Raw genomic sequence first — 26,099 nt, 5'->3', positions numbered from 1 at the left:
TATATATCTTTAGCTATTCCTCTAGTGAAACATCATATGTTTTACTAATAACTTGAGATTGCTCAATAGTTATCGGCCCTTGCCACCGCTGATGATTCATCGATACGGCCAGAACATATCGTCCCGGTTCCAATGTATCCGCAGGTAACTCACTCGGATAATTAGACTCATAGGTCTGTTTCCAAACTTCTGAGTATTTTCCACTATGATAGCTATACGCAGACACTCTCATTTTCGGTAATGGGCAGTAACGATTTGGAATCGCTGTTTTTTCGACTCCCCATTGTTCTTTTGAACGCCAATGAATCGTATGATAGGTTTTCGGATTATCAAGAATAACCCAAGAACTCCACGACTCACCATTTTTTCGAGAAACGATCAATCGGTAAAGCCCCATAGACAAACGATTATTCAAATTATAACGTTTTACGTAAGTCCGCTCATTTGTGACATCGTCACGTTCTATCTGGGAAAAAGAGCTATCAAGTGAAATGGAATGATCAACCCAGCGCGTGAATGAAACTTCCTCCACTTGTGACGTTGTCACTATATCAATCAATAATTGAAATGCATCTCGCCCCGGACTCTGAATCTCAACTCTGCGTACGGCAAGAGACTTGATCCAATCAGGAAAAGGGTCTCGCTCCAGACTCTTTCCACAATCTGCACTTAAAGATTGGAGTAGTAAATCATTCAGATGACTGCTGAGATGGTTACTTTTAGTGTTCTGCCATACTTCAACTAAAGAGCTAAACATTTTTGGCAGATCATCTTCCAGTAAATGTTCATGGGCCTGAGTTAGTGGTGTGTTGTGTTCAAACCAATCCGCGGAAACAGAATAGCTGGGAGCACTTGCCAGTACTCCCAGTAAGAAAAAACTCTTTTTTCTCATCATTAGGCTTTCATTTTATAGCCGACACCCCGTAACGTTTCAATTTCTAGCCCGGGAAGTTTTTGTCTTAATTGCAGAACATGTGTATCAACGGTTCTTGTTGTTGGAAAATGATTGTAGCCCCATACATGATCCAATAATTCATCTCTGGTAAATACTCTGCCTAAGTTACTGGCCAAAAATAGTAGTAAATCAAACTCTGTACGGGTCAACGTAATCAACTCACCTTTGTAATGCACTTCTCGTGTGGCTTTATCAATGGTTAATTCTGTTGTGACTACCTTTGTGTCATCCTGCGACTCGCCATCAGGCGCTCGAAGTTGCGCCCGCACTCTGGCAAATAACTCAGCTTCAGCAAATGGTTTGGTTAGATAATCATTCGCACCAGAATCAAGTCCTGCGACTTTATCTTTTACTGTGACCAAAGCTGTCAATAAAATAACCGGAACATCTTTCAGGTTCTTCCAATCAACAAGGTGTTCAACCGAATCACCATCAGGCAGTTGTCGATCTAAGATCACTAAATCAGCCTGTTCCCAATATTGTCTTACTTCTGAAATTTTCTCCGCATGTAAACAGTTATATCCGGCTTGTTCTAGACTGACTAACAATCCATCAGCCAAGTTTTTATCATCTTCAACAAGAAGCAACGTCTGTTTCACAAGGTATCTCCAAAATAAATGTTGTTGGTGGCCCGACTAGAGACATCTTGCCTCCCATTCTTCCAACCATCGATTCTACTATTGTTAAACCTAGGCCTAAACCACTTTTACTGACAAAGGGCTTCCGTAGCTGACGCCAGTCTTTCTGCGTCAGCAAACCCTGATCGATTACCTTGAACGTAACCATATGACTTGACGTCGTTACATCCAACTGCACGGGGGCAATACCATATTTAATGGCATTTCTTAGCAAATTATCAATACAAGTCCCCAACCAATAGACATTTAATTTTGCTGCAATATCCTGATTGATTGAGAATTGAACAGATGATTCAAATTCTTCCTCTAATTTATACTCTAACCACTCAGCGACTGACGGTACCCAATCCACCGCTAAAGGTTTGGTATCGGATTGTAAATAATCTTTACTGGCCTCAGCCAACTGCCTTAGACGACGGGAATCTTCACATAATCGCCGAAATTCATCATAAACACTTTCAGGCAGTCGCTCAAATTCTCGTCTGAATCCTTCAACAGTCAATGAAAGACTGGCAATCGGTGTCCGTAATTCATGTGTCAATATCTGTAAAATAAGCATACGGCTTCTCAGTTCAAGCCGCTTTGTATTCCAACGATAGACAAACCAACTAATCACGAGTAATACGTTGAAAGCAACAAGACCAACGAGGATATAACGCAAAATATCCGATTGGTCTTCTTCTTCCCAACACAGGTTACCGCGTCGAACAAAGCAAGTTGAATCCTCATTATTGACATAGCTGAAGACTAAACCAGCCTGTTCGGCATTATTCTTCCAAACATGATCAGCAAAAACGTAATACCGATCACCTTTTCTCAACCAAAGCTCATCTTGCTCACTGAACATTGAATCACCTGAAATTAATGAGGTGACAGATTCACTGTCCATCCGCTGCAAACGCCCTAATAAAGTATCTTTCGGTGCTTGAGGACGCTCCTGAATATGCATATAAACTTTTAGCTCATCATAAAGCTCTGGGTGTTTTTTTACATATCGTGCAGCATATGTTCCCCCACCCGGATGAATCAAAGCGCTTCTTGCAAACCAGCGCAACGGGAGCTTCGTCCCTTTACACATCGCCCGGGTAAAAACCAGCGGCTCTGTGGTTAAAGGGCTCAAAGGTAGGTTCCCGGTGCAATGTTGTGCTAAAGCGTAAAGCTGCTGAATGTCTTTCAAAGGGTATTGAAATGTCTGAGGCAGCATGGATTCGGGTGTAATAAGTCTGGTGGCATACTCAGCTTCTATTTTTCTCAAATCATATGAGACAAGTGCGTCATCATATCTAAACATGGATATAAAATTATCGATTCTTGCTGGCAAAGAGTCCGCATATGCATATGGAATAATAAACATGAACAACAGCAGGAATCGTTTTAATATCATTTTGTTATGTGACTCTATATTCTCAGGCAAGTTTCATGATCCAGTTAGCATTATGACAAAAATAGTTACCTACGTGTTATGTTGGTGTCAATAATGTGTCCCCTAAATAAATAAAGCCAGCATTATTGCTGGCTTATATTACAAAGTTTTCTACTGTTTTTTAAGTAGCGATTAATCCAAATGTTCCAGAATCTGCAAACATGATGCTTTTGCATCCCCAAATAACATCTGGGTATTCTCTTTAAAGAAGAGCGGATTCTGGACACCTGCGTATCCGGTATTCATTGAACGCTTAAAGACAATCACATTTTTGGCATTCCAAACTTCCAAAACCGGCATCCCAGCAATTGGACTATTCGGGTCCTCCAGCGCTGCAGGGTTGACCGTATCATTCGCACCAATAACCAGTACCGTATCTGTTTCACCTAAATCATCATTGATCTCATCCATTTCCAGTACGATTTCATATGGCACTTTTGCTTCAGCCAACAACACATTCATATGTCCGGGCAAACGCCCTGCGACTGGGTGGATACCAAAACGAACTTCGATACCTTTGGCTCTCAGTTTCTCGGTAATTTCAGACACTGGGTACTGAGCCTGCGCTACAGCCATACCATAGCCTGGGGTAATTACCACAGACGTTGAGTTTTTAAGCATATCTGCAACATCTTCAGCCATGATCTCGCGATGTTCCCCTTGCTCTTCTCCATTATCACTCATAACAACTTCCTGACCGAATCCGCCGGCAATCACGCTGATAAAGGAACGGTTCATCGCTTTACACATGATATAAGACAGAATCGCCCCCGAAGAACCAACAAGTGCACCAGTCACAATCAATAGATCATTCGCCAGCATGAATCCCGCAGCCGCAGCGGCCCACCCTGAGTATGAGTTCAGCATTGAAACGACAACAGGCATATCGGCACCACCGATCGATGCAACCAAATGATAACCAAAAACAAAAGCAATCAAAGTCATGACAATCAGTGCGAAATAGCTACCGTCAACATTCACAAAGTAGATCAACAACAGTGCGGAAACGACCACTGCTGCAAGATTCCATTTATGTTTATGAGGAATATTCAACGGTGAAGATTTAAACACACCATGCAGTTTGCCAAACGCAACGATCGAACCGGTAAATGTAACCGCGCCAATAAACACACCCACAAAAACTTCAACTAAATGAATAACATGTTCAGCATGTGTCGCGGTTTCCGGGGATTCAATAAAGCTATTATATCCAACCAACACTGCGGCCATACCAACGAAACTATGAAGGATCGCAACCAACTGGGGCATTTGTGTCATTTCGACTTTCTTCGCAAAATGGATACCGATCGTTCCACCAATCGCCATTGCAATGATAATCCAGACAATCCCTGACGTATCGGGAGCAAAAATAGTCGCCACTAAGGCGATTGCCATCCCGGTGATACCATAATAGTTACCAGCCCTCGCTGATTCCTGTTTCGACAAGCCAGCCAAGCTCATCACAAAAAATAAAGCAGCAACGATGTACGCCGCTTGTACTAATCCTGCAGACATTCGCTACTCCTTGTTATTTTTTACGGAACATTTCAAGCATACGCTTGGTGACGGTAAAACCACCGAAGATATTGATACTTGCGATCAATACGGCAATAAACGATAAAAACGTAACAAATCCATTTCCCTGACCAATTTGCAATAGACAGCCGATAACAATAATCCCTGAAATAGCATTAGTCACAGACATCAAAGGTGTATGGAGTGCATGAGTCACGTTCCAAACAACGTAGTAACCAACCACACAAGCAAGAACAAACACAGTAAAATGACTGAGGAAGGCAGCAGGTGCAACAGAAGCAATCCAAGCAAATACACCAACACCGACCACGAGGCCTAACGCCTTCTTCATCGGGGACACTGCTTTCTCTTCTGTTTTAGGCGCCGGTTTCACTGGCTCAGGTTTAGCCTGTGGTTGTGCTGAAACTTGAATCGGAGGTGCAGGCCAAGTCACTTCACCTTCCTTAACGACGGTTACACCACGTTGAACAACATCCTCAAAATCAATGTAAACTTCACCATCTTTTTCTTTACACAGTAATTTCAACAGGTTAACTAAGTTGGTGGCATACAGTTGAGAAGATTGTGTCGGTAGACGTCCAACCATGTCGGTATATCCGATGATCTTGACACCATTCTCAGTCGTCACCACTTGGTCAGCCACTGTATATTCACAGTTACCGCCATTTGCAGCCGCAAGATCGACAATAACACTACCCGCTTTCATGCTATCAACCATTGCTTTGGTAATCAGCTTGGGTGCAGGCTTTCCTGGAATCAATGCAGTGGTAATAATGATATCGACATCTTTTGCTTGCTCTGCGTAAAGTTCAGCTGCTTTACGATTAAAATCATCAGACATCTCTTTGGCGTAGCCGTCTCCGGCACCGGAATTTTCCTGAAAATCAACGGAAAGGAACTCCGCGCCCATTGACTGGACTTGCTCTTTAACTTCAGGACGGACATCAAATGCTCGGACAATTGCTCCCAAACTACCAGCAGCACCAATCGCGGCTAATCCTGCCACACCCGCACCAGCGACAAAAACCTTCGCAGGTGGCACCTTGCCAGCAGCTGTGATTTGTCCCGTAAAAAATCGGCCAAATTCATGTGCCGCTTCAACGACAGCCCGGTATCCAGCAATATTCGCCATCGATGATAAAGCATCAAGCGCCTGTGCCCGAGAAATTCGTGGCACGGAATCCATAGCAAGCACATTGATTTTTTTACCGGATAAGGTTTCAAGTAACTCTGGATTTTGTGCTGGCCAAATGAAGCTAATCAACGTTGCTCCTTCTTTGATCAGCTCGATTTCTTCAGTTGTCGGCGCATTAACTTTTAAAATAACATCTGCACGCCATACGTCTTCATGGGATACAATCTGAGCACCAGCAGCTTCGAAACTCTGGTTGTCAAAACTCGCTTTTTCTCCGGCATCGGTTTCAATAAGAATATCAAAACCTAACTTTAGCAGCTGCCCTACCGAAGTCGGTGAAGCTGCAACTCGCGTTTCACCCGCAAGTCGTTCTTTAGGCACACCAATTTTCATAGTTATTTCCTTATAATTGGCACAGAAATATGTTTAATCTAACGGCTTACTTACTCAAGCAGTGGACAATCAAGTACAACCACTTGCACTTCTTTGTAACATACTATTTATCACATGTTACTGATCACGTCTTGTTTCTACAGCATCGGTCCAACATCTACCATGAACCATCACCATACTAACGAGAATGTCTAGTGAATTGAATATCATGGTAAAAATTAATCATCACAAAAAAAGAAACCATAAGCTTATCGGCTTATGGTTTCTTTCATCATGATTTTAATCAATTTGAGCAATACTCAACTGAAGATCTTTTCTCCCATCTGATCAATAAACATTTTTGCCTTATTGATCATAAGTTCATCAGCACTGTCGCGACTGGACAAAACATCCGATCTAATGAAGTGATGCTCTTTCATTTCACCATTGATTTCCCGGGTAATCCGCCCGGCAACCCGGTACTGGCCATTTTCGGCAATCGCTTCAGGAAAAATAGCAAAATCTTTGTAATAAAAAGGCTCAACAGGCGTTGATTCTTGCTGACGTTGACCAAACAATCGAGATAAAAATCCCACTTACTTCTCCTTCTGATATTCTGTTTGATGACTAATAATCGGGCTCTCATACCATTCCAATTCAAGATCATCATCATAACGAGCCGTTGCAACAACAACGGGAACCTCCCGATACTCAGGATTCTGACGACGGTCATTCTTGATCATCGTCTCTCCGGCTTCAACAGCATCTTGTGCAAACTGTTTTAACTTCACTAAACGAGTTTCCGGAAGCGTGGATAAAAAATCAATATCATGCCGAATGTATACAGGACGCAGTTGACTCAACGCTAAACAAGCCAGATCAGCCAACTGTTCATGATTATAGCGAGCTTTAAAATCATCTGAACTCAAAATTTGACCAACTAAAGTTTCCATATAATTATGGACATCAACACTGATATGCATATTTATTCTCCAGTAACTATCAGCACTAAAATGGATATAATCATCACGATGTATATCATAAACATAGTATCAGATAATCAACCTGACATATTTTTATACATACCGTTAACCATCATGTAAGACAAACGATGCAAATATTCTGTCTTCTTTCGCATCCGACAGTGCTCATCCCTTTGTATCATTCATCGATTCAGTCACGCATGTCTCACCCAAAACTCAAGGAAATGGCATAAAAAACGACAAAATGGTGTATCTTTTGCTAAAAATCACGTAAAGTTCAGTCAATTATTTGACGAATCAACCATCTATGTTTTCAATGTCGGTCAGTTCTTCCTGGTTCCGCTGCCTACTTCCTATTCTATTCATTGTGGCTATCCATATCGGGATGGGCCATGGGATATTCACGCAACTGTCAAATTCTAATGTACTGCTTAACTTGCCTTATGTTTTACTTTTCACGGCATTAGCCGTTGCGCAAATATTCAAACAAAGTCGTATGGGGATGTTAGCTGTTGCTCAGATACTGGCCTATGTTGTCATTCAACTTTGTTTGCAAACACCCCTAATCAGTGGCTCAACACTCTTAGAGTTATCTTTACTTGCTTTGCTCTTCCCTATCAGTTGTGTCATCTGTTATGCGTTCCATGACACTGATCTTTTCACCAAAGCATTTTTGTACTATCTGCTTATCCAAGGCCTGTTCTTCGCTTGGTCATTATTGATTCTGGATTATTTTAACCAAGGTGATTTTCCGGAGCTTTTTACCCAGTTATTGTTATCGGTGCCTCAAGTATCACGATTACCATTTATTCTATTCCTTTACCTGATTGTTTTAATTGGCCTCACCATGCTGTTGCTATTGAGGAAGAATCGTAAACTTGATGCCATTGTTTACACATCTGTTCTACTGATTTCAGATGTCTTTATTTCTTTTCATCTTCCACATATCTCCAGCATACTATTCTCTATCTCTGGTATTTTTCTGGTGCTCTATGTGATTGCTGCCGGACATGAGCTGGCGTTTAATGATCGACTTACCCACCTTCCCGGTCGCGCAGCACTCGACCACACGATGAAGTCTCTGGGACGACACTTCACCATCGCTATGATTGATGTTGATCATTTCAAGAAGTTCAACGATAACTACGGCCATGATACGGGAGATGAAGTTTTAAAGCTGGTGGCCAGCAAATTACGTCAAGTCAAAGGTAAAGCAAAAGCTTATCGCTATGGCGGTGAGGAATTTACGATTATCTTTAAAGGAAAAAGCGCAGAAGAAGCCTTTGATTATCTTGAATCTTTACGTCAAGACATCCAAGACTATGATATGTACCTGCGAAATACGGATAAGCGTCCTAAAAATGATAAAGTGGGACGTATGAAGCGGCAAAAAGATCAATCGAACGGTGTTGTGAACATTACGGTAAGCATCGGTGTCTGCGATAGTCGGTCAAGCCGAGATCCCCAAGAAGTCATCAAATCCGCAGATCAGGCTCTCTATAAAGCGAAAAAGTCTGGTCGGAATCGGGTGACGGTGTAAATAAATTGAAGTTAAAACTTCAGACTGTGGATATAAATAGTATCTGGTAAACAGAAATGATTTTGGATAAGAATTGGAGCGGGCAGCGGGAATCGAACCCGCATCATCAGCTTGGAAGGCTGAGGTAATAGCCATTATACGATGCCCGCGCATCGAGATGACGGTGTTAATATGCCACAATCGACGAAAAAGGAAAGTGCTATTTATAAAAAAATGGTTTGATTGCACACTTCATAATCAAATTAATTTCAATTGGTTATCATACAACCAACCATTCGTGATCCAACATATATCCTACGCCAATAATCAATACATTACATATTCGTATACAGTGGCCCACCTCCACCTTCCGGAGGTGTCCAAGTGATATTCTGGGCCGGGTCTTTGATGTCACATGCCTTACAATGGAGGCAATTCTGTGCATCAATGGCAAAGCGTTTCTCACCATTTTCTTCCACGACGTTGTAAACACCGGCAGGACAATACCTTTGTGCTGGCTCGCCATAAACGACCAAATTGTCTGCTAACGGAATGTGAGGGTCACGCAGTCGAAGGTGACATGGCTGATTATGCTCATGAGAGACTTTGGCAATATAGACGGAAGAGGCACGGTCAAAACTCAACTGTTGATCAGGTTTGGTATAGTCAATCGGCTGACATTGATTGATCGGTTGTAATTGAGCGTGGTCCGCTTGATTATCCCGAATATGCCATGGCAGACGCCCACGGAATATATTCTGATCGACAAAATTAAATAACCCGCCACCCAAAGGGCCAAACTGATGCATTGCCGCTGTACTATTTCTTGCCATATACAGCTCTTCATATAACCAGGAATTTTGCAGGCTCTTGGTAAACGACGTCAAATCGGCACCTTTCTTCTCCTGCAAAAGTGCGGGATAAACCGCATCAGCTGCCAGCATCCCAGATTTCATAGCAGTATGAATCCCTTTCAGTTTCGCACCGTTCAAAACACCCGCTTCACAACCAATTAATAGACCACCGGGAAATGTCATTTTCGGCTGCGCATGGAATCCCCCTTTGGTTAGGGTTCTGGCTCCATAAGACAATCGCTGTCCGCCACGGAGATACCGAGCAATTGCAGGATGATGCTTCATTCGCTGAAATTCATCAAACGGGCTCAAATAAGCGTTCTTATAATTCAGATCAACCACCAGACCGATAGCAACCTGACAATCATCCATAAAATAGAGGAATCCCCCGCCAGTCGCATGACTCCCCAAAGGCCAGCCAAAGTGATGGATGACCTGCCCTAATTGATGATGTTCGGGCTCAATCTGCCAAACTTCTTTTAGTCCTAAGCTAAAATGCTGTGTATCGGCATTCCGATCCAATGCATAATGCTCAAGCAGTTGTTTGCCCAGATGTCCCCGACTGCCTTCAGCAAATAACGTATATTGCCCCCGTAACTCGATCCCCGGCATATGGTCGGATTTTGGCACTCCCTGAGCATCTAAACCCATATCACCAGTGATGACGCCACAGACTTCATTCTGTTCATTGATCAGTAATTCTGATGCGGTAAACCCAGTAAAAATTTCTACACCCAGCTGTTCCGCTTGTTTGGCTAACCACTGGCAGAATTTCCCTTGCCGAATCAGATAGCTCCCTTGATGATGCATACTCTGAGGGACAAAAAGGTTGGGAATTCGCCAAGCCTTATTTTCATCCCGAAGATAGAACAGCGCTTCCTGCTCAACTTGAGTAATAACCGGCACATCTTGTTGTTGCCAATCAGGGAAAAGCTCATCCAAGGCACGACTTTCCATTATCGCTCCCGATAACGCATGAGCCCCGATTTCTGCACCTTTTTCAATCAGACAAACGTTCAGTTCCTGATTCTCCGCCTGTGCCAGTTGCATCAGGCGGCAGGCGGCAGATAAACCAGCGGGCCCGCCACCAACAATCACAACATCAAATTCCAGCACTTCTCTCATGGGGTTTCCCTTACTTCTTTCTCACAGGATGACTCATTGTGGTTGGCTTGAGTGTTCTCACACCATTTTCTCCATCAGTTCAGGCAATACTTCCATGCAATCCGCCACAAGCACATAATCTGAGGACTGAAATATAGGTGCATCAGCGTCATTGTTGATTGCCACAATTGTTTTGGCATCTTTGACACCGGATATATGTTGAATCGCCCCAGAGATGCCGACAGCAATATATAAATCCGGAGCGATCACTTTCCCTGTCTGTCCGATTTGAAGATCATTGGCTGTAAATCCGGCATCAACTGCCGCACGGGTTCCACCGATTGCAGCCCCAAGCCTGTCACCCAGCGTCTCTAACAAAGCAAAGTTATGTTCATTTCCCAATCCACGGCCGCCACCAATCACAATACGTGCTGACGACAATTCCGGACGAAAAGATTCAACCTTCTGATGACGAATCACCTGTGAAAGCTTGAGATCTTCACTGCCCGGCACTTGAACCACCGTCGCGGCTCCGCCCATATCAGCGCTTGCAGGGAAAGCGGTTGTTCTGATGGTGAATATCTTAATCGGATCAATCGATTGGATCGTGGCGATGGCACTCCCCGAATAAACTGGTTTACGGAAGGTATCATCACTCTCGATATCAATAACTTCCGAAATGAAGGAAACATCCAACAATGCAGCGGCTCTGGGTAAAAAGTTTTTCGAAAACGACGTCGCAGCAGCGACGATATGGGTATAATCTCTTCCGATATCAGCAATAAGATTGGCAATGTTTTCAGCTGGTGCACCAACATAGATATCAGAATCAGCAACAAGAACCGTTGAAATATTTCCCAACAGGGTTGCCTGTTCAACAACTGGCTCACAGTGATGACCAACAACAAGTAAATGAATATCCTCACCGAGCTGTTTAGCAGCCCCAATCGCATGGAATGTCGCCTCACCTAATTTGAGATGGTCATGCTCCGCAATCATCAAAATAGTCATCAGATTACCCTCGCTTCATGCTTTAATTTACTCACCAGCTCATCCACATTTTCGACTCGAATACCTGCCCGATGGCCATTTAACGATTCAACCTTGATAAGATGCGTCCGCCGATGCATTGCAACATTGAAGCACTCCGCCGCAATCGATTCGATGGGTTTTCTGCGGGCTTTCATCACATTCGGGAGAGAGGCGTGGCGAGGTTTATTTAAGGGCAAATCAGCCGTAAGAACCGCCGGCAGTGAGATCCGAATAACCTGTTGACCATGATCGACTTCCCGCGTGACAAGAGCCGCATCGGATTCAAACTCAATCTTTGAAGCAAACGTCCCCTGCGCAATACCGAGTAACCCCGCCAACATTTGGCCGGTTTGATTATTGTCACTGTCCACCGACTGTTTACCGGTAAATATGACTTGTGGTTGTTCTCTCTCGACCACTTTGACTAATAATTTTGCAATAACCAACGGATCTAAATGATCTTCTGACTCAATATGGATCGCACGATCAGCGCCCAGAGCGAGTGCTGTTCTCAGTTGTTCCTGACATGACAGCGTGCCGACAGAAACGGCAACGATTTCGGATATTTCCCCTGCTTCTTTGTGCTGGATAGCTTCTTCTAATGCAATCTCACAGTAGGGATTCAATACCATTTTGGCATCTGACAAATCAACGTCACGTTGATCACTCTGAACACGAACCGCCAATGACGGATCCGCGACTCGTTTGATTGCTACTAATGCTTTCATATACCTAGCCTTATTGGTGAACTGACTGACTCAGAGTCCTAATTTTCTTGCAATGATGCCTCTCTGAATATCATTCGATCCGGAGAAAATTCTTGAGGGAACCGCATCCAGTAATAACTGCATGACTCCCATTTCTTTTTCGATAGCGGACCCCCCGAACGTCTGAATGGCATCCAAACCACACTGCACAGCCGATTCAGAGATAACCAACTTACTCATCGCGATTTCCAATTCACTATCTTTTCCTTGGTCGTAAAGCCAACCCGCGCGGTACAGAAGTAAACGCGATGTATCCAGGTTAATTTTCATATCAACGATCCGATTGGATACGGATTGATTCTGAGCGATCGCCCGACCAAACTGCTTCCGTTCCTGCGCATGAAGAATGACCCTGTCGAGCATTCGCGCCATCGCTCCGACGTAATACGCGAACAAACACCCTTTTTCCCAAATCATCGAATCATAAAACATCGCCCCGCCAGCACCTTCCGCACCAACACGATGAGATTCAGGGACAAAAACATTTTGTAAATAAACCTCTGACCACAGGCAGGTTCCTAAGCCATCTTTGCCATGGTGACTCCCGACTGTCAGTCCTTCAGTTTCTTTCGGTACCAGAAACGCACTCACACCTAAGAATCCCATTCCCGGATTTGTTTTTGCGTATACAAGGAAGTAATCCGCGACTGGGGCATTAGAAATAAAACATTTCTTGCCATTTAAGCAATAACCGTCCGAAACACGTTCTGCGGTAGATTTCATTCCGTAAATATCAGAACCGGCTTCTGGTTCCGTCGCTGCATTAGCCATAATGCAAGAGCCGTCAATCAGTCTCGGCAAATAGGTTTGTTTGAGGGATTCGCTGGCAAAACCACTGAAAGGAACAACACAGGCGAACAAGTGGGCAGAAAGCGAGAACGCCAGCCCCAAATCACTACAGCCTTTGCCCAACGCTTCGACCATCAGCATAGTTTCCAGTGTGGATAAACCACTACCGCCATCCGCTTCAGAAATCGGGAGACTGGCATAACCGAACTGTGCAGCTTCCTCCCATACCTGACGGTCAAAAGTGTGTGTAGCCATCCGTTCAGCCGCACCCGGTTCTAAAACATCCGATGCAAAACGGAGTGCGGTCTCATAAAGCTCTGTTTGTTGCGGTGTTAACTCAAAGTTCATGCTTACATCCTTATTAGGAATGAATTATCAAAATGGTGGGGACAACACATCCATTAAAATAAGTGCAGCACGATAAAATTACATTTATACAATCTAAATGTAATTCTAGCTGATGAGATCATTTCTTATTTTTATCAGAGATTGATAGTAATATTTATCAATCATTAAATTATAAAAACCTAACCTAGCCTGTGCATCGATATGTCGATTTAGAACCTGCACTTTATTATTAAATATCAGGAAGTGTCTGAATTTAAATTATTAATATGGTAATCATCATAAACACACATTTTTTGATATGGCTAGTCATACCTGTCATATATTCAATACAGCCCACAGATTTAATTATATTTTTAATATATAAATATCAATAAAAACATTGCAGTTTATAAATCTTAGTTTTTAAATTAGTGTATTTATTCTATATTTACATCAAGTGGCAATTAATGAACAATCACATCTCAACAATTAAATTTTTATAGATTATGTGAACTTTTCATGAAGAAACAATGACACTTACCACAAAATATATTGGGATTAAAAATAAGAACCGCCCTTGAAAACATATCGGCGACTCATTTTTTACAATGGTGTTATTCATACACTGATGAGAAGATAATTCACTGCTCTGTGAGCCGTTCTAACCTGACTAATATCGCGGTTTCAGGATCCAGAACTGGCAATGCAATCCCTACCTCGCGACACCAGGCACCAGAAACCTCACCCCCCGAGAATGTCCATTGCGGCTGCGTATGAACAATATTTTCGTAAAATGATGGTTTATCCAAAACAGAGATTCGATAGATCGCCTGATCATCCAAACCGGGAATTCTTAAATATCCACTCAAGGCATGCGTCGGCATAGCCAACTGTGCAATCAGTACGACTGCTTCTGACTGATCAGCGGCTACCACCGCTTGGGCCTGATGCGCTTCATCATCCGTCGGAATTCGCCAGTTGGTTCCGGAGTGAAGTAAAGGCCGTAAAGATTGATGGAGTGCGACATAACGTGCAAAGTTTTCTTTCTCCGTCGCTTCTTCTTTCACTGGGTCAAGCTCGATCCCCATATGACCGAACAGCGCAGTCAGGCCACGAAACTCAATACTGTGACGACGACGTGTACTGTGACAATGCCCGGCACCGATATGGCTACCCATGACTTCAGGCGGGAAAAAGTAGCTCATCCCACGCTGAATTCGCTGCCGCTCCAAAGCATCATTATTATCCGATGGCCAGAAACGGTCAGTGCGTTTGAGAACTTCATAATCAATTCGCCCGCCACCGGAAGCACAAGATTCAATACTCACATGAGGGAACTGCGACCGTAACAGATCAACTAACGCATAAAATCGCTCTGTTTGCCGAACCCCAGAGGCGCTTCCTTGATGTCCGGGTTGAACAATTTCACGATTCATATCCCATTTAATATAAGCAATATTATATTGACTCAGAAAATAAGATAGCCTTTCATATAAATAATCAAATGCATTGTCATTCTTTAAATCAATCGCATACTGATTTCTTCCCGTTGGTTGCTCGTAACCGTCAACCGCTAATAACCAATCAGGATGAGTTCGGTAAAGTTCAGAATTTTTATTGATCATTTCCGGTTCAAACCAAAGACCAAATTCCATTCCCAATTGATTGACATGTTCAATGATCGGTTCCAAACCATCAGGATATTTACTTTCATCTAAAAACCAGTCTCCCAATGCAGCCGTATCATCATTTCTTGCATTGAACCAACCATCATCAATAATAAACCGCTCAACACCTAATTTTGCGGCCTGAGTCGCCATCGACATAATATATTCAGGCTCATGATCGAAATAGATCCCTTCCCATGTATTGAGATGAACCGGCCGCGGTTTTGCAACAAAATCAGGCGAGCATATTGAATGACGAACATGCGCATGGAACTGTTGACTCATCCCATTCAACCCTCGCCCACTGTAGCTCGCATATAACCATGGCGTCGTCAGACTTTCGCCTTCCTCAAGCGTCACTTCACCGGGTAAATAGATCACTTCAGCCTGCATATAACGTCGGCCATCGGCTTTGACATCAACCCGGAGTCGATGATTACCACTCCATGCAAAGTGAAATCCCCAGACATCGCCATGCAATTCATCAAAATGCGGTGAGCCTGCAATCAATGCCGGATAGTGTTCATGAGAAGTTCGCCCACGCCGATTTTCCTGCTGATATCCCCCTTGAAGCAATGGCTGGCGCTCGGTCTGAAACTCTTTCACCCAGCGTCCGTAGAATGTCATCAGTTCTTTCGCTTTCGCCGGTAACGGCAACGTATTGGCAAAGCGGTTAACCTGATAGGTACCTGACTTGATATTGGTTAACTGATGGCGCGTTTTTACCACATCATATTCGTCCAGATGAATTTCTGTACTGAGGCGAAGGCCAGCCAACGGGTCCTCACTCTCAAGATGTAGTGTCTGTCCTTTCAACGCACATCCTGTTTGCACAACACTTTTCAGCATGAAAACCGGTGCCCAGTCTTGACCATTCCGGTGCCCTTCAAGACCTGGGCTGCTAAACACGCCGCGCCCCAGTTCAGGTGACAACGTCACCGACACATCTGTATCCAAACGTCCATAAGGGATAGGACGATGTAAAGTCGGGCGATAATGTGCTATCTCACCACTGACGTGATTTCCCCAATACAGTATTTCCGCAAATTCGCCCAACTCAATCATTAACTGAGTCTGCTTGCCGGTTAATTCAATCAGTTCTCGCTCTTTCATCACCAGTTACTCTTTTGTTCAGTGCGCTGCGTTCAGCGCAGTGTGTTGTCATATTAGACAAGACAGGTTCTCTTTGAGGCCATGAGCAACACTCGCAAAATCACATGAAAATCACTAGCGGGCGAGCGCCCATATTCCGTTGTGAACAAATTAATCGACTCAGACATCGTCAGCAAATCGCGTTCAGCGTACATATCACGAAATCTTACTTTTTCGGATAACATAACAAAATTATCAAACTGTACGATGGACTTTAATCACCCGAAAATCATAAGATATCTTAATGATATAACTTATGGTACAACCCCACTTGTCGTGTCACATTATTCTTATCACCAAGCCTTACTTTTAAGTACTCAATGGTCAGCGATTCATGCAGAGTGGTATGCGCATATAGACAAATATGTTGCTATAAATAAATAGAGATGAAGACATGGATGAACCATTGATCCACGCACTGGATAATAATAAAACTCAGGCTCCCCCTGAGCATCACGGCCCATTACTTGACGGTGAAGCGGAGCTAAGCTTCGAGCTACGCCAGCCCTTTTATATGGAGGCGTATCACTGGCACCAGCAAATTGAAGTCAATATTCTTTATCAAGGGGCTTTGACGTATTCGTTCAATCATAGCGACGTATCCATAGAGAGTGGTCAAATGGCGGTGTTTTGGGCTGTCACTCCCCATCGGGTCAAACAGACCAGTGATAATGCACTCATGGGGATTATCAACATTCCTCTCAACATGTTTTTAAGTTGGCCTCTCCCTCAGGAGTTTGTTCAACAGGTCATGAATGGCGGCGCAATCTCTGCTTGTCACACAGAAGTCGTCAGTTTTGCAGAGAATCAACGCTGGATCGGAGCGTACCGGGAAGGCCATCAGGTTCGTAACCAAATTGTTCAGGAAGAGATTTTCTTAATGCTTCGTCGGCTCTGTTCCTATGACTATCATGCTGAAATGTTCAACTCTATACATGAGCCCCCATTACGTCATACGAATTACACTGGCTATAAAAATGTTCAATTAATGGTTGATTATATTGCCAATAACCATAACAGGGATATTAAGATTGAAGATATTGCATCTCACGTAAAACTCCACCCTAAATATGCCATGAGTCTATTTAAAAATATGCTCAGTGTTTCGATCAAACAATACTTAATTATTATGCGCATCAATCATGCAAAATTGTTACTTAGCAATACCCGTCACCCCATTAAAAATATTGCGAACCATAGTGGCTTTAAACATCCAAGCTCATTTTTTGCCGCATTCAGAAATCATACAGGCATGACCCCACAAGCATTTCGAGAGCAAAGTCAGCAACAAACCGTCCTATAATTGATTCTGACAAATAATGTGAAAAAAATTCATGAGGTTATCTTGAATTTTTTCATTCTTCGCCATAAAGTTGTCACACTAATTCCTAGCTTTTTAGCGGCTTGAACTTTATCACCATGAGTTTCTAAAAGGACCTTCTTTATCATTTTCAATTCATTAGATTCTAATAAGCCATTATTAAAACCATCGTGATCGAGGTATTCACCACATTCAATTAAATCATTAAGACTGACATCATCTGATTCACATAAAACAATCAAACGATAGATGAGTGACTGTAATTCACGAATATTACCTGGCCATTCATAATTTAACATGAATTGAGCGGCTTCATCTGAAAACGTTAGTTCTCTACCATTTAGTGTGACAAATTGGTTAGCAAGCAAAATCACATCGTTTTCACGATCATGAAGATTAGGAACGGAAAGCTTTAATATATTCAGCCGATAAAAGAAATCTCGTCTAAATTTATCATTGATAACCATTTCTTTTAACTGTTTATTACTGGCCGTAATCAATCTAAAATCAGTAGGAATAAGAGCATTACCACCAACTCTGGAAAAAGCTCTTTCCTGAAGGACTCGAAGCAATTTTAATTGAACCAGAGGGGAAATCTCACTCACTTCATCCAAGAAAATAGTGCCACCATCAACTAACTCAAAAATTCCGACTTTCCCCCCCTTCTTCGCACCGGTAAAGACACCTTCTTCATAACCAAAAAGCTCACTCTCTAATAAAGTTTCTGGAATTGCGGAACAATTTAATGCGATAAAAGGCTTGTTACTTCTTAAACTCTCTTTATGTATACTTTGGGCAAATAATTCTTTACCTGTCCCTGTTTCACCCTCGATGTAGACAGGAAAATCGGTTTTAGCGAATTTTTTTGCATTTAAGATACATTCTTTGATTTTTTCTGATGATCCTAAAATATCGGGAAATGAATAACGAGTAGGAAAATTACTATTTTGAAGGCTCATGGAAACAGAACTCTTGACCATGCTGATCTTCAAAATGGAAAAAAAGTTCTCTTTAGAATGAATATGGCTTAATGAAACATCAAACTTTTTATTCTTATATATAACGATGTGAGACTTAACATTACTTTCACTAATAATATATTCATACAATGATTTAAATATTTTAAATCGAAATATATTATCCCCCACATCACAGTCAAAATTCTCCCTAGCTTGGTAGTTAACATTTATGATAATCCCGCTGCCATCAAAGCTGATAATGGAATCAGATGACAAATTTATAGAATTATCTAAGATATTATATTTCAATTTTTCTTGATTAATGTATCTAATAAGATTAACAGCTTGATTTAATGCGACTTCAATGGATAGATTATCCGTATCTCCCATGACGACATTTATGTCATATTTTGAAGCGAATTGATTAACGGTTAATCCGCCGATGACAACATGATGCCCATCACTTTTAATTTTTGCCATAATATCTTCAATATCTTTATGATTATAAACTTGGCATATTTTAAAAGATTCATGAGTAATTGATTGATAATGTTTAAGCATATTACAATATTGAGGAAAGCCTATTGCAACGATCTTGTCACCAAAACGTTTCGCCTCTTCTATTGTTTTATATATGCCATAGAAATCATGTGGGATCTCGACAATTGGGATATTGACACATCGGCGTAATACAGCTGCAGTACCACCTCTACTAATAATTACCTTTGTTCCCGACTTCACTAGCTCCTGTGCTTTATCGATGACATCATAATGCTCGAGCTCGTAAATTTGGATGTCAATATCTTTTTCAACCAATAATGTTGATATCCGTTCAGAAATTATCCTTGATACTGAAAATATTGCAATATCATTGAATTTCATATTACGACCTCGCATATATCAAGAATAAAAGCAAGCACCCATTATATCAGAATTAACTTCACATTATATAAAAAATCCATCACTTAAAAATAAAATACTTTCAAGTGATGGATTATTCAATATTGTTAATTAACTTTGGTGCTATCTAAAAATGAATTTTACGATATACAATATTACCATTACAGATAGTTGCCAAATTATCCAAATAACAATCTCCCTGTAATTCATTGCCACTCGTATCTGAAAAAGTAATTTTCTTCTTCTTCATTTTTACAATAGCCACATCAGCAAATGCTCCTGGAGAAAGGACACCAATCTGCCCATCCATTCCCATTAAATTCGCTGGTGTCGTGGTAACAGCTTTTATTATATCAAATAAAGGCATACCCATATTGATATATTTAGACATCACAAACAGTAAGCTGAATACTTTATCTGTTCTTAACGAATTTTTTAATGTTAAGTCTGTGCTAATAATATCTGGGTAAAACCCATCATCCAGAGCCGCCTGTGCAACTTTGAAATCAAAATGTGCGACACCATTTGAACAGTCAAAAACAACGCCCCGCTCTTGAGCTGCTTTTATTTGTGGATAGACCTTATTGTCTTCATCAAGAATTGTATGACCAACGCCATGAAAACAATGCGCAAGCACATCACCTTTATCAAAATCAGACACTAACTCATAAAGTGGCTTCGTCGAATCAGTCACATGAACACAGAAATTAGTATTCAGTTCTCGAGCTAACTTTACCGTCTCATCAAATGGATCCGTTGAAAAACCTTTGTTTTTACAGAGGTCTTTGCTATAACGCAACTTCAAACCAAGGATATTATCATTAGCCTGTACAGTTGCTTTTATCTTATCAAGATTAAAATTAGCAGGGTTGATATTTTCCAAATATCCGGTAGGCCCACCGCCTAATGTCGATAACCCTACGTTGACCATATTTAGGTAGCTTTTTATCTTAACCAGAGACTGAGTGATAACATGCTTTTTAAATGCAGGGAAATTCACCCAACCACTACTACCCGCATCAACAACACTCGTGACACCATTCGGCAGGCAAATAACATCAGCATTAACACTAATAGCCGTGCCATCATGAAAAGCATGTAGATGATAGTCAATCAATCCCGGTAATACGAAGCAATTCTCTGCATCAATTACCGTTTCAGCATCCACTGCTTCCCCTTCGATATCGACAATCCGATCCCCAATAATGCCGATATCATTTTTTACAAAATCCTGGTTAGCAAGATCTACCGTTGTACCATTTTTAATCAGAATATCTACTTTCATGATTCTATCCTTACATACCGATTAGGTTCCAATATGGAATACCAATAAACACGTAAGCGACTAAATTGATGAATACAAATATAGTGCCCAGTTTCCAGAAAGTTTTCTGCGGAACATAGCCACTCGAGAAAGTAATCACACCAGCACCGTTTCCGTAGTGAGTCAGCAGTGCACCATAACCGGCAGAGAATGCTAATGATAATGCTATGTACAGTGGTTCTGCATTGGTGGACATACCTAATGTAAATAGAACCGGATAAAAGGACACAACAAATGCACTATTCGACACGAAGAAGTAACGTACAGACAAGCTGAACAAAACAAGAACAAGCAATGAAGTAAACTGACTATACCCTGACAAATCAATATATCCTTGGATAACATCAACCAAGTACATATAGAATCCACCTTTCGACAGTGCTGTCGCTACACCATAAAAAGCACCGTACCAAACAAAAGTTTGCCAAGCGGACTTTTCACTAATCACATCATTCCAAGTCAATACTTTAGACACTAACAAACATGCAAGAAAAGCAAGTCCGACCGAAACATACTTGATGCCGGTAATCGAACCTGTCATCCAACCAAGTACGCCGATCAAAAAGAAAATAATCAGAAGTTTTTCTTCACGTGTTACAGCACCCAGTTCTTTCAGACCATCGAGTGCAACTTGTTTGACATTAGCGATATGCTTAAGCTCTGGTGCGTAAATTTTATATAGAATGTATGGCGCACCTAATAGAACGAGCCCAGCCGGAACAATCGAAGCTTTTAGCCACTGTAACCATTCTAACTGAATACCTAGGATTTCATTAGCCAGCGAGACAATAATAGAGTTGGTTGCCATACCAGTCATGAATAACGAAGAAGTTCCCATAGAAACGATGTACATTAACATGGTTAAGTAAGCACCGATCTTACGTGGGTGGCTGTGAGGATGTGAGTCTAAGCTTTCGGCAATATTACGGAAGATAGGGTACGTGATCCCACCAGAACGTGACATATTCGAACCCGTCGCAGGCGCAAGTAAAGCATCTGTAAACATCATCAGATACCCAAGTGTCAGCGTATTATTACCATATCTGCTTAGCAATATATAAGCAATCCGCTTTCCTAACCCAGTGATCACGAAAGCGCGACAAATTATAAATGCACTGATAATAAACCATACCAGTGGATGACCGAAACCAGCGAATAGAACTTTAGAGTCAACAAATAAAGATGCAAACCCAGCAATAATTAACATCATTACTGAATCGGTATAAGGCCTAAATACGAGACCATATAGCATGGATAAATAGATACCAACCATGTGCCAGGTATCAACGTTAAGATTACTTGGGCTAGGTATCACCCAAAAAACAGCAGCGATTAGTACCACTGGTAATAAATTCATAACTTTCATGTTTCACCTAATTTCACTTTTCACATAGGGCAAAATTTATGCCCTATGTAATTAATTATTGGTTATTAAATTATTTATATGGATGATCAAAAAATTCAGTTCCCTTAGCTTCAAGGGATTTCATTACCCAACTTTTATTTGCCTTACCATTTTTTGCAGCTTCAACTTTACTTGCATCAAATTTGGAATATTCTTTTGCTTTATCTAATAGGGATTCTGCATCTTGATTCGGAATAACAATGACGCCATCAGCATCACCAACAATTAAATCGCCAGGACATATAGCAACGCCACCGACAGCAATTGGCGTATTCACTTCGCCCGGGCCTTCTTTAAATGGACCTGCAGGGTTTGAGCCTGTAGCAAATAGTGGAAAATCCATTTGCGACAATGCATCGATATCTCGAATTGGACCATCCAGTACGATGCCTCCAACTTTTCGATCATATTTCGCATAAGTAACCATAATCTCACCCATAATTGCTCGAGTACGATCACCTTCATTCGATACGACAATGACATCATTTGGACCAGCCAACTCTAATGCAGCATGTAGCATTAAATTGTCGCCAGCTCTTACTTTTACTGTAATGGCATAACCCGCCATAATTGGTTTTTCTGGCGACGAAATCCGCTTGATTCCATTCCCTAATACAGCAATTCGGTTCATTTGATCCGCAATATTTGCTGTAGGTAATTGTTCATATTCAGCCAATAAGCTTAAGTTGAATGCTGGACGCCCTTTATAAACTCGATTACCAATAGACATAATATTTACTCCTTAAAAACCTGGGACTGGCCAGCTTGGCTTGTTACCGGATAAAACTTCATCAATCCCGATAGCGGAATGTAACGATGCGCGGTCAGTGGCTTCTTTTGTCGCAGCACCGATATGTGGCGCAACAACAATATTTTCCAAAGTAAATACTGGGTGGTTAGGATCAAATGGCTCTTCTTTAAGCACATCAACACCAGCGCCTGCGATAGAATGGCTAACAAGTGCGTCGTATAAAGCAGCTTCATCAACAATTTTTCCACGTGCGGTATTGATGAAATATGCGGTTTTCTTCATCAAATCAAATTGTCTTTGTCCAACGAAATCAAACGTTTCTTTTGTTGCAGGGCAATGCATTGAAACAAAGTCACTTTCTTTGAAAATAGTGTCGAAATCATTGACAAGCTCAACACCTTCTGGGATTTGCTCTTGAGTTTTATAAGGGTCATAAGCAATAACTCTCATGTTAAAACCATGAAGCGCTTTTTTAGCCACTCGAGAGCCGATATTACCGATGCCGACAATACCGAGTGTTTTGCCATCTAACTCAACTTTACTTGTCTTCAATTTGGCAAAGTAGTAATCATCAAGCATGTGTTTTTCAACCATCTTGAAATTACGAGAACAGTACAGCATGTAAAAAATGGCTAATTCAGCAACCGACATACTGTTGGCAATAGGTGCATTCAGAACAGTTACACCGTGTTTTTTAGCGGATTCTAAATCAACGGTGTCGTATCCGGCACCATGACGCGCAACAACCTTTAATTTAGGCGCTGCCGCAAAGACTGCATCTGTCATTTTTGACAGACGAACGATAATACCATCACAATCTGGGATATCTCGGATGATATCTTCTTCTTCCATTCCTGAACCATCGATTAATTCATAACCACGGCTTTCGAGATATTCACGTCCTTCCTTCATTATTTCTTGAGGAAGTAAAATTTTGTAACCCATTGTTATTTTTCTCCAATATTTAATATCCATTTATATATTTGCAGTTAGCATGCCAGAAGTATAAAAACATAAACAAATTACATAACCACATGATTTGAAAGGATAAAAAATAAAGGCACTCACGATTTCAGTCACACTTTTTTGACTAAAACAATCAATAATATTTCATCGTGAAATACATGAATTTCATAATGAAATAACAAAACAACATTGCTCACAATTTTATTTTTAGACAAAAATTCATTTAAAAAAACAGATAACACTGCAAGTGTTTTTATTTATTGTTTAAATAGTTTAATAATTAAAATTTATTTTAAAAATTAAACTATAATAATAATTATAGAAAGGCAAATATATTGAATATATACATATTGTTTCACTTGAAAGTGTTCAATTTAAGATATTCATATGGTCGGTGGAAAAATATTATTTTAGGAGAAGTGATTTAGAATTGATGACAAGATGGATATTGGCAAGATATAGTGTCTGTCCTTTCAACGCTTCCTTTCAATGTACGTAGACTGGCAAGTCAAGACAGCAAGTTTACGTCGTTACTAAACCGTCCGTGAAAACGGAAGGCCCCATCAAAAACGCTCCACCCATAAAAGATTTATAAGCAGAGCGACGTAAAATTACAGTGAAAGTTGATTATAAATCTTTAGCTTCGATCCAAATAACTGCGTCTTGCGAAAGCGCTTTACCTTTAAACTCTGTATCAGGACCAGAACCTAAGCACGCAAAACCCCATTGACCTGCTGCTGGAATACCAAATGTAAACATGCCGTTGTCATCTGTGATTGCGACCATGGCGGAAGCCGGCACATCACGGAAGGTACCTTTACCAAAACCATTTGCTGTAGTATCAACTTCTGTATTTACGAACTCAATCTCACACTCAACACCAGCCGCTGGTTTACCAGATGAAAGAAGTTGACCGGTAAAAGTACTACCTGTGAAAATTTGGTAAGGTTTATTTTTTGGAACGATCTCGGTTTTAAGACCTAACGGCTCTTCCCAGCCAGTCGGCATCGCCCCCTTATTAATATAGCGCTTAGTCACTTGCTGAATGTAAATATCTTCACCTGCTTCATAGTATGGTGCGGGTACGAGAGTGAAGATGTAATCACCATTACGACGGACTTTATATTCAACTTGGAACGCATCCGCTTTATTATCGTGACCACTCCAGGTAATTTTTTTGAGTTTATCTTTAAGATCGGTTCTATCACCTTTAAACGTCACAAAAAACGCTTCTGGTTGATCCATGTTCATCACATGGCCATTTTCCATTGGGTGGCCAAATACAAGCTTCATATCTAATGTTGTTGGCGCTTCAAGCTGCGATTCTGGGGTATATAAAAGTTGAAAGTGAGCTTGACTCGCTGCTGATAAACCGAAAGCTGCTAGACCTAAAGCCAGCGTTGTTTTTTTCATTGAAAAGTCCTTACTTATAGATTAATTAACTATTCGACAATATCTTTGCTATCAACTTCAATCTTGTGGCCAGGGCCAGCATTAAATAGCACCGAGTACTGACCAGATGGTTTTTCAAATTCAAATTCGCCATCTTCACTCATTTTGCTGCTAATAAGTTCAGCACCATTAGCGTCCAATACTGACATTTTCACACCCGCGGCCGATGAACCGTCAGAGAAACCGCCCTCACAAAGTACCGTTCCATCTCCCATGTCATAGCATGAGCAAAGTGGGGTGTGAGCAAATGAGAGTGCTGGAATAAAAGCGGCTAGAAAAACCGTGAGTTTTACTTTGTTCATTGAGCCTCCAAGTAATGAGCATTTAAACAACAACATGTGATTACGTTGCGTACAATAGCCATTAAGTTACTTCAGAAGATCCTCAATTAATAGTGATAATCATTCTTATTTGTATTTCTATTGATCCATGTCAACACTCACTTAAACTTATGACTAAGCTTATTTCCAATGCGAGTTATGCCTCTTAAACTGTTGCCAACTGTTTCTCATTTTAGGTTTCACCATTTATGCGTACCTTACTTTCAGAAGTTCCCGTAGGAAACAAAGCGACGATTGTCTCCCATCAGTCAAAAGGTGCGACTCGTCAACGCTTGTTAGACCTAGGGCTACTACCTCATATGGAGATAGTGTTCATTCGTAAAGCACCTTTGGGAGATCCAATAGAAATACGCGTAGGGATTACCAGCGTAGTCGTGAGAAAAAGTGAAGCGGATTTAATTACTGTTGAAACACACTCGTAAGCACG

Annotated in this window: 22 protein-coding genes and 1 tRNA gene; 3 read left to right on the top strand and 20 right to left on the bottom strand. The window is 41.4% G+C overall.

The genetic code is table 11. From position 1 onward, the window contains the following. Nucleotides 1-13: 13 nt before the first annotated feature. From BSQ33_RS17325 to BSQ33_RS17295, 7 genes are all read right to left on the bottom strand, one after another. Nucleotides 14-895, bottom strand: coding sequence for a DUF2861 family protein (locus BSQ33_RS17325; RefSeq protein ID WP_021019284.1), 882 nt, complete (start codon nucleotides 893-895; stop codon nucleotides 14-16). Further along, nucleotides 895-1,554, bottom strand: coding sequence for a response regulator transcription factor VxrB (vxrB, locus tag BSQ33_RS17320; RefSeq protein ID WP_021019283.1), 660 nt, complete (start codon nucleotides 1,552-1,554; stop codon nucleotides 895-897). The genes BSQ33_RS17325 and vxrB overlap by 1 nt, the downstream gene beginning before the upstream one ends. After that, entirely contained in the window at nucleotides 1,529-2,977 is a 1,449-nt protein-coding gene (vxrA, locus tag BSQ33_RS17315) for a sensor histidine kinase VxrA (protein WP_027694033.1), read from the bottom strand. The genes vxrB and vxrA overlap by 26 nt, the downstream gene beginning before the upstream one ends. A gap of 171 nt (nucleotides 2,978-3,148) precedes the next feature. Beyond that, entirely contained in the window at nucleotides 3,149-4,531 is a 1,383-nt protein-coding gene (pntB, locus tag BSQ33_RS17310; protein ID WP_088134778.1) for a Re/Si-specific NAD(P)(+) transhydrogenase subunit beta, read from the bottom strand. A 13-nt stretch (nucleotides 4,532-4,544) separates the two neighbouring features. Further along, a complete protein-coding gene (gene pntA, locus BSQ33_RS17305; RefSeq protein WP_021019280.1) occupies nucleotides 4,545-6,080 on the bottom strand; it encodes a Re/Si-specific NAD(P)(+) transhydrogenase subunit alpha in 1,536 nt (511 codons plus the stop codon). Between the two features lie 299 nt (nucleotides 6,081-6,379). After that, nucleotides 6,380-6,655: an HlyU family transcriptional regulator gene (locus BSQ33_RS17300; RefSeq protein WP_021019279.1), complete on the bottom strand. Its 276-nt coding sequence runs from the start codon at nucleotides 6,653-6,655 to the stop codon at nucleotides 6,380-6,382. Then, nucleotides 6,656-7,042, bottom strand: coding sequence for a late competence development ComFB family protein (locus BSQ33_RS17295; protein ID WP_021019278.1), 387 nt, complete (start codon nucleotides 7,040-7,042; stop codon nucleotides 6,656-6,658). Nucleotides 7,043-7,349: 307 nt separating this feature from the next. Here BSQ33_RS17295 and BSQ33_RS17290 point away from each other — a divergent pair, with 307 nt between their 5' ends. Beyond that, nucleotides 7,350-8,582, top strand: a complete 1,233-nt coding sequence (locus BSQ33_RS17290) for a GGDEF domain-containing protein (protein WP_088134777.1) — start codon at nucleotides 7,350-7,352, stop codon at nucleotides 8,580-8,582. Nucleotides 8,583-8,656: 74 nt separating this feature from the next. On the opposite strand, the gene BSQ33_RS17285 is transcribed toward BSQ33_RS17290, so the two are convergent. From BSQ33_RS17285 to BSQ33_RS17260, 6 genes are all read right to left on the bottom strand, one after another. Further along, nucleotides 8,657-8,731: transfer RNA gene (locus BSQ33_RS17285), tRNA-Gly, on the bottom strand. 165 nt (nucleotides 8,732-8,896) lie between these two features. Then, nucleotides 8,897-10,540, bottom strand: a complete 1,644-nt coding sequence (locus tag BSQ33_RS17280) for an electron transfer flavoprotein-ubiquinone oxidoreductase (protein ID WP_088134776.1) — start codon at nucleotides 10,538-10,540, stop codon at nucleotides 8,897-8,899. Nucleotides 10,541-10,597: 57 nt separating this feature from the next. Next, nucleotides 10,598-11,530, bottom strand: coding sequence for an electron transfer flavoprotein subunit alpha/FixB family protein (locus BSQ33_RS17275; RefSeq protein ID WP_088134775.1), 933 nt, complete (start codon nucleotides 11,528-11,530; stop codon nucleotides 10,598-10,600). Continuing rightward, entirely contained in the window at nucleotides 11,530-12,279 is a 750-nt protein-coding gene (locus BSQ33_RS17270; protein ID WP_021019274.1) for an electron transfer flavoprotein subunit beta/FixA family protein, read from the bottom strand. The genes BSQ33_RS17275 and BSQ33_RS17270 overlap by 1 nt, the downstream gene beginning before the upstream one ends. Nucleotides 12,280-12,309: 30 nt before the next feature. Next, nucleotides 12,310-13,455: an acyl-CoA dehydrogenase family protein gene (locus tag BSQ33_RS17265; RefSeq protein ID WP_021019273.1), complete on the bottom strand. Its 1,146-nt coding sequence runs from the start codon at nucleotides 13,453-13,455 to the stop codon at nucleotides 12,310-12,312. A 620-nt stretch (nucleotides 13,456-14,075) separates the two neighbouring features. Then, on the bottom strand, nucleotides 14,076-16,214 hold the full coding sequence (locus tag BSQ33_RS17260) for an alpha-galactosidase (RefSeq protein ID WP_198298232.1): 2,139 nt from the start codon (nucleotides 16,212-16,214) through the stop codon (nucleotides 14,076-14,078). Nucleotides 16,215-16,647: 433 nt separating this feature from the next. Between BSQ33_RS17260 and melR the strand changes: the two genes are divergently transcribed. Further along, nucleotides 16,648-17,556: a transcriptional regulator MelR gene (melR, locus tag BSQ33_RS17255; RefSeq protein WP_021019271.1), complete on the top strand. Its 909-nt coding sequence runs from the start codon at nucleotides 16,648-16,650 to the stop codon at nucleotides 17,554-17,556. 29 nt (nucleotides 17,557-17,585) lie between these two features. Here melR and BSQ33_RS17250 read toward each other — a convergent pair whose 3' ends face one another. The 7 genes from BSQ33_RS17250 to BSQ33_RS17220 form a co-directional block, all read right to left on the bottom strand. Further along, nucleotides 17,586-19,415 carry a sigma 54-interacting transcriptional regulator gene (locus BSQ33_RS17250; RefSeq protein WP_027694031.1) on the bottom strand — a complete coding sequence of 610 codons (1,830 nt, stop codon included), beginning with the start codon at nucleotides 19,413-19,415 and terminating at the stop codon, nucleotides 17,586-17,588. A gap of 145 nt (nucleotides 19,416-19,560) precedes the next feature. Then, nucleotides 19,561-20,718, bottom strand: coding sequence for a metallo-dependent hydrolase (locus BSQ33_RS17245; RefSeq protein WP_021019269.1), 1,158 nt, complete (start codon nucleotides 20,716-20,718; stop codon nucleotides 19,561-19,563). Nucleotides 20,719-20,728: 10 nt separating this feature from the next. After that, complete coding sequence (locus BSQ33_RS17240) at nucleotides 20,729-22,123, bottom strand: DASS family sodium-coupled anion symporter (RefSeq protein ID WP_021019268.1); 1,395 nt, start codon at nucleotides 22,121-22,123, stop codon at nucleotides 20,729-20,731. Between the two features lie 70 nt (nucleotides 22,124-22,193). After that, nucleotides 22,194-22,892 (bottom strand): RraA family protein, encoded by a 699-nt coding sequence (locus tag BSQ33_RS17235; RefSeq protein WP_021019267.1) that lies wholly within the window; start codon nucleotides 22,890-22,892, stop codon nucleotides 22,194-22,196. Nucleotides 22,893-22,904: 12 nt separating this feature from the next. Next, nucleotides 22,905-23,888: a hydroxyacid dehydrogenase gene (locus BSQ33_RS17230; protein WP_198298217.1), complete on the bottom strand. Its 984-nt coding sequence runs from the start codon at nucleotides 23,886-23,888 to the stop codon at nucleotides 22,905-22,907. Nucleotides 23,889-24,506: 618 nt separating this feature from the next. Next, nucleotides 24,507-25,292 (bottom strand): DUF4198 domain-containing protein, encoded by a 786-nt coding sequence (locus BSQ33_RS17225; protein ID WP_021019265.1) that lies wholly within the window; start codon nucleotides 25,290-25,292, stop codon nucleotides 24,507-24,509. A 29-nt stretch (nucleotides 25,293-25,321) separates the two neighbouring features. Continuing rightward, nucleotides 25,322-25,633, bottom strand: coding sequence for a hypothetical protein (locus BSQ33_RS17220; protein WP_021019264.1), 312 nt, complete (start codon nucleotides 25,631-25,633; stop codon nucleotides 25,322-25,324). Nucleotides 25,634-25,860: 227 nt separating this feature from the next. On the opposite strand from BSQ33_RS17220, the gene BSQ33_RS17215 reads away from it, so the two are divergent. After that, nucleotides 25,861-26,094, top strand: coding sequence for a FeoA family protein (locus BSQ33_RS17215; RefSeq protein ID WP_085049822.1), 234 nt, complete (start codon nucleotides 25,861-25,863; stop codon nucleotides 26,092-26,094). The last annotated feature ends 5 nt before the right edge of the window (nucleotides 26,095-26,099 follow it).

Source organism: Vibrio gazogenes, assembly GCF_002196515.1.
GTDB lineage: Bacteria > Pseudomonadota > Gammaproteobacteria > Enterobacterales > Vibrionaceae > Vibrio > Vibrio gazogenes_A.
The sequence above is the reverse complement of the archived record's forward strand: the minus strand, read 5'-3'. Positions and strand labels throughout refer to the sequence as shown.

Excerpts from the sequence above, each read along its gene's own strand:
- melR (WP_021019271.1), top strand. The coding sequence starts at position 16,648 with ATGGATGAACCATTGATCCACGCACTGGATAATAATAAAACTCAGGCT.
- pntA (WP_021019280.1), bottom strand. The coding sequence starts at position 6,080 with ATGAAAATTGGTGTGCCTAAAGAACGACTTGCGGGTGAAACGCGAGTT.
- pntB (WP_088134778.1), bottom strand. The coding sequence starts at position 4,531 with ATGTCTGCAGGATTAGTACAAGCGGCGTACATCGTTGCTGCTTTATTT.
- BSQ33_RS17290 (WP_088134777.1), top strand. The coding sequence starts at position 7,350 with ATGTTTTCAATGTCGGTCAGTTCTTCCTGGTTCCGCTGCCTACTTCCT.
- BSQ33_RS17260 (WP_198298232.1), bottom strand. The coding sequence starts at position 16,214 with ATGAAAGAGCGAGAACTGATTGAATTAACCGGCAAGCAGACTCAGTTA.
- BSQ33_RS17230 (WP_198298217.1), bottom strand. The coding sequence starts at position 23,888 with ATGGATATTAAATATTGGAGAAAAATAACAATGGGTTACAAAATTTTA.
- BSQ33_RS17220 (WP_021019264.1), bottom strand. The coding sequence starts at position 25,633 with ATGAACAAAGTAAAACTCACGGTTTTTCTAGCCGCTTTTATTCCAGCA.
- BSQ33_RS17280 (WP_088134776.1), bottom strand. The coding sequence starts at position 10,540 with ATGAGAGAAGTGCTGGAATTTGATGTTGTGATTGTTGGTGGCGGGCCC.
- BSQ33_RS17215 (WP_085049822.1), top strand. The coding sequence starts at position 25,861 with ATGCGTACCTTACTTTCAGAAGTTCCCGTAGGAAACAAAGCGACGATT.
- BSQ33_RS17275 (WP_088134775.1), bottom strand. The coding sequence starts at position 11,530 with ATGACTATTTTGATGATTGCGGAGCATGACCATCTCAAATTAGGTGAG.
- BSQ33_RS17225 (WP_021019265.1), bottom strand. The coding sequence starts at position 25,292 with ATGAAAAAAACAACGCTGGCTTTAGGTCTAGCAGCTTTCGGTTTATCA.
- vxrA (WP_027694033.1), bottom strand. The coding sequence starts at position 2,977 with ATGATATTAAAACGATTCCTGCTGTTGTTCATGTTTATTATTCCATAT.
- BSQ33_RS17235 (WP_021019267.1), bottom strand. The coding sequence starts at position 22,892 with ATGTCTATTGGTAATCGAGTTTATAAAGGGCGTCCAGCATTCAACTTA.
- BSQ33_RS17245 (WP_021019269.1), bottom strand. The coding sequence starts at position 20,718 with ATGAAAGTAGATATTCTGATTAAAAATGGTACAACGGTAGATCTTGCT.
- BSQ33_RS17250 (WP_027694031.1), bottom strand. The coding sequence starts at position 19,415 with ATGAAATTCAATGATATTGCAATATTTTCAGTATCAAGGATAATTTCT.
- BSQ33_RS17265 (WP_021019273.1), bottom strand. The coding sequence starts at position 13,455 with ATGAACTTTGAGTTAACACCGCAACAAACAGAGCTTTATGAGACCGCA.
- BSQ33_RS17270 (WP_021019274.1), bottom strand. The coding sequence starts at position 12,279 with ATGAAAGCATTAGTAGCAATCAAACGAGTCGCGGATCCGTCATTGGCG.
- BSQ33_RS17295 (WP_021019278.1), bottom strand. The coding sequence starts at position 7,042 with ATGCATATCAGTGTTGATGTCCATAATTATATGGAAACTTTAGTTGGT.
- BSQ33_RS17325 (WP_021019284.1), bottom strand. The coding sequence starts at position 895 with ATGATGAGAAAAAAGAGTTTTTTCTTACTGGGAGTACTGGCAAGTGCT.
- BSQ33_RS17240 (WP_021019268.1), bottom strand. The coding sequence starts at position 22,123 with ATGAAAGTTATGAATTTATTACCAGTGGTACTAATCGCTGCTGTTTTT.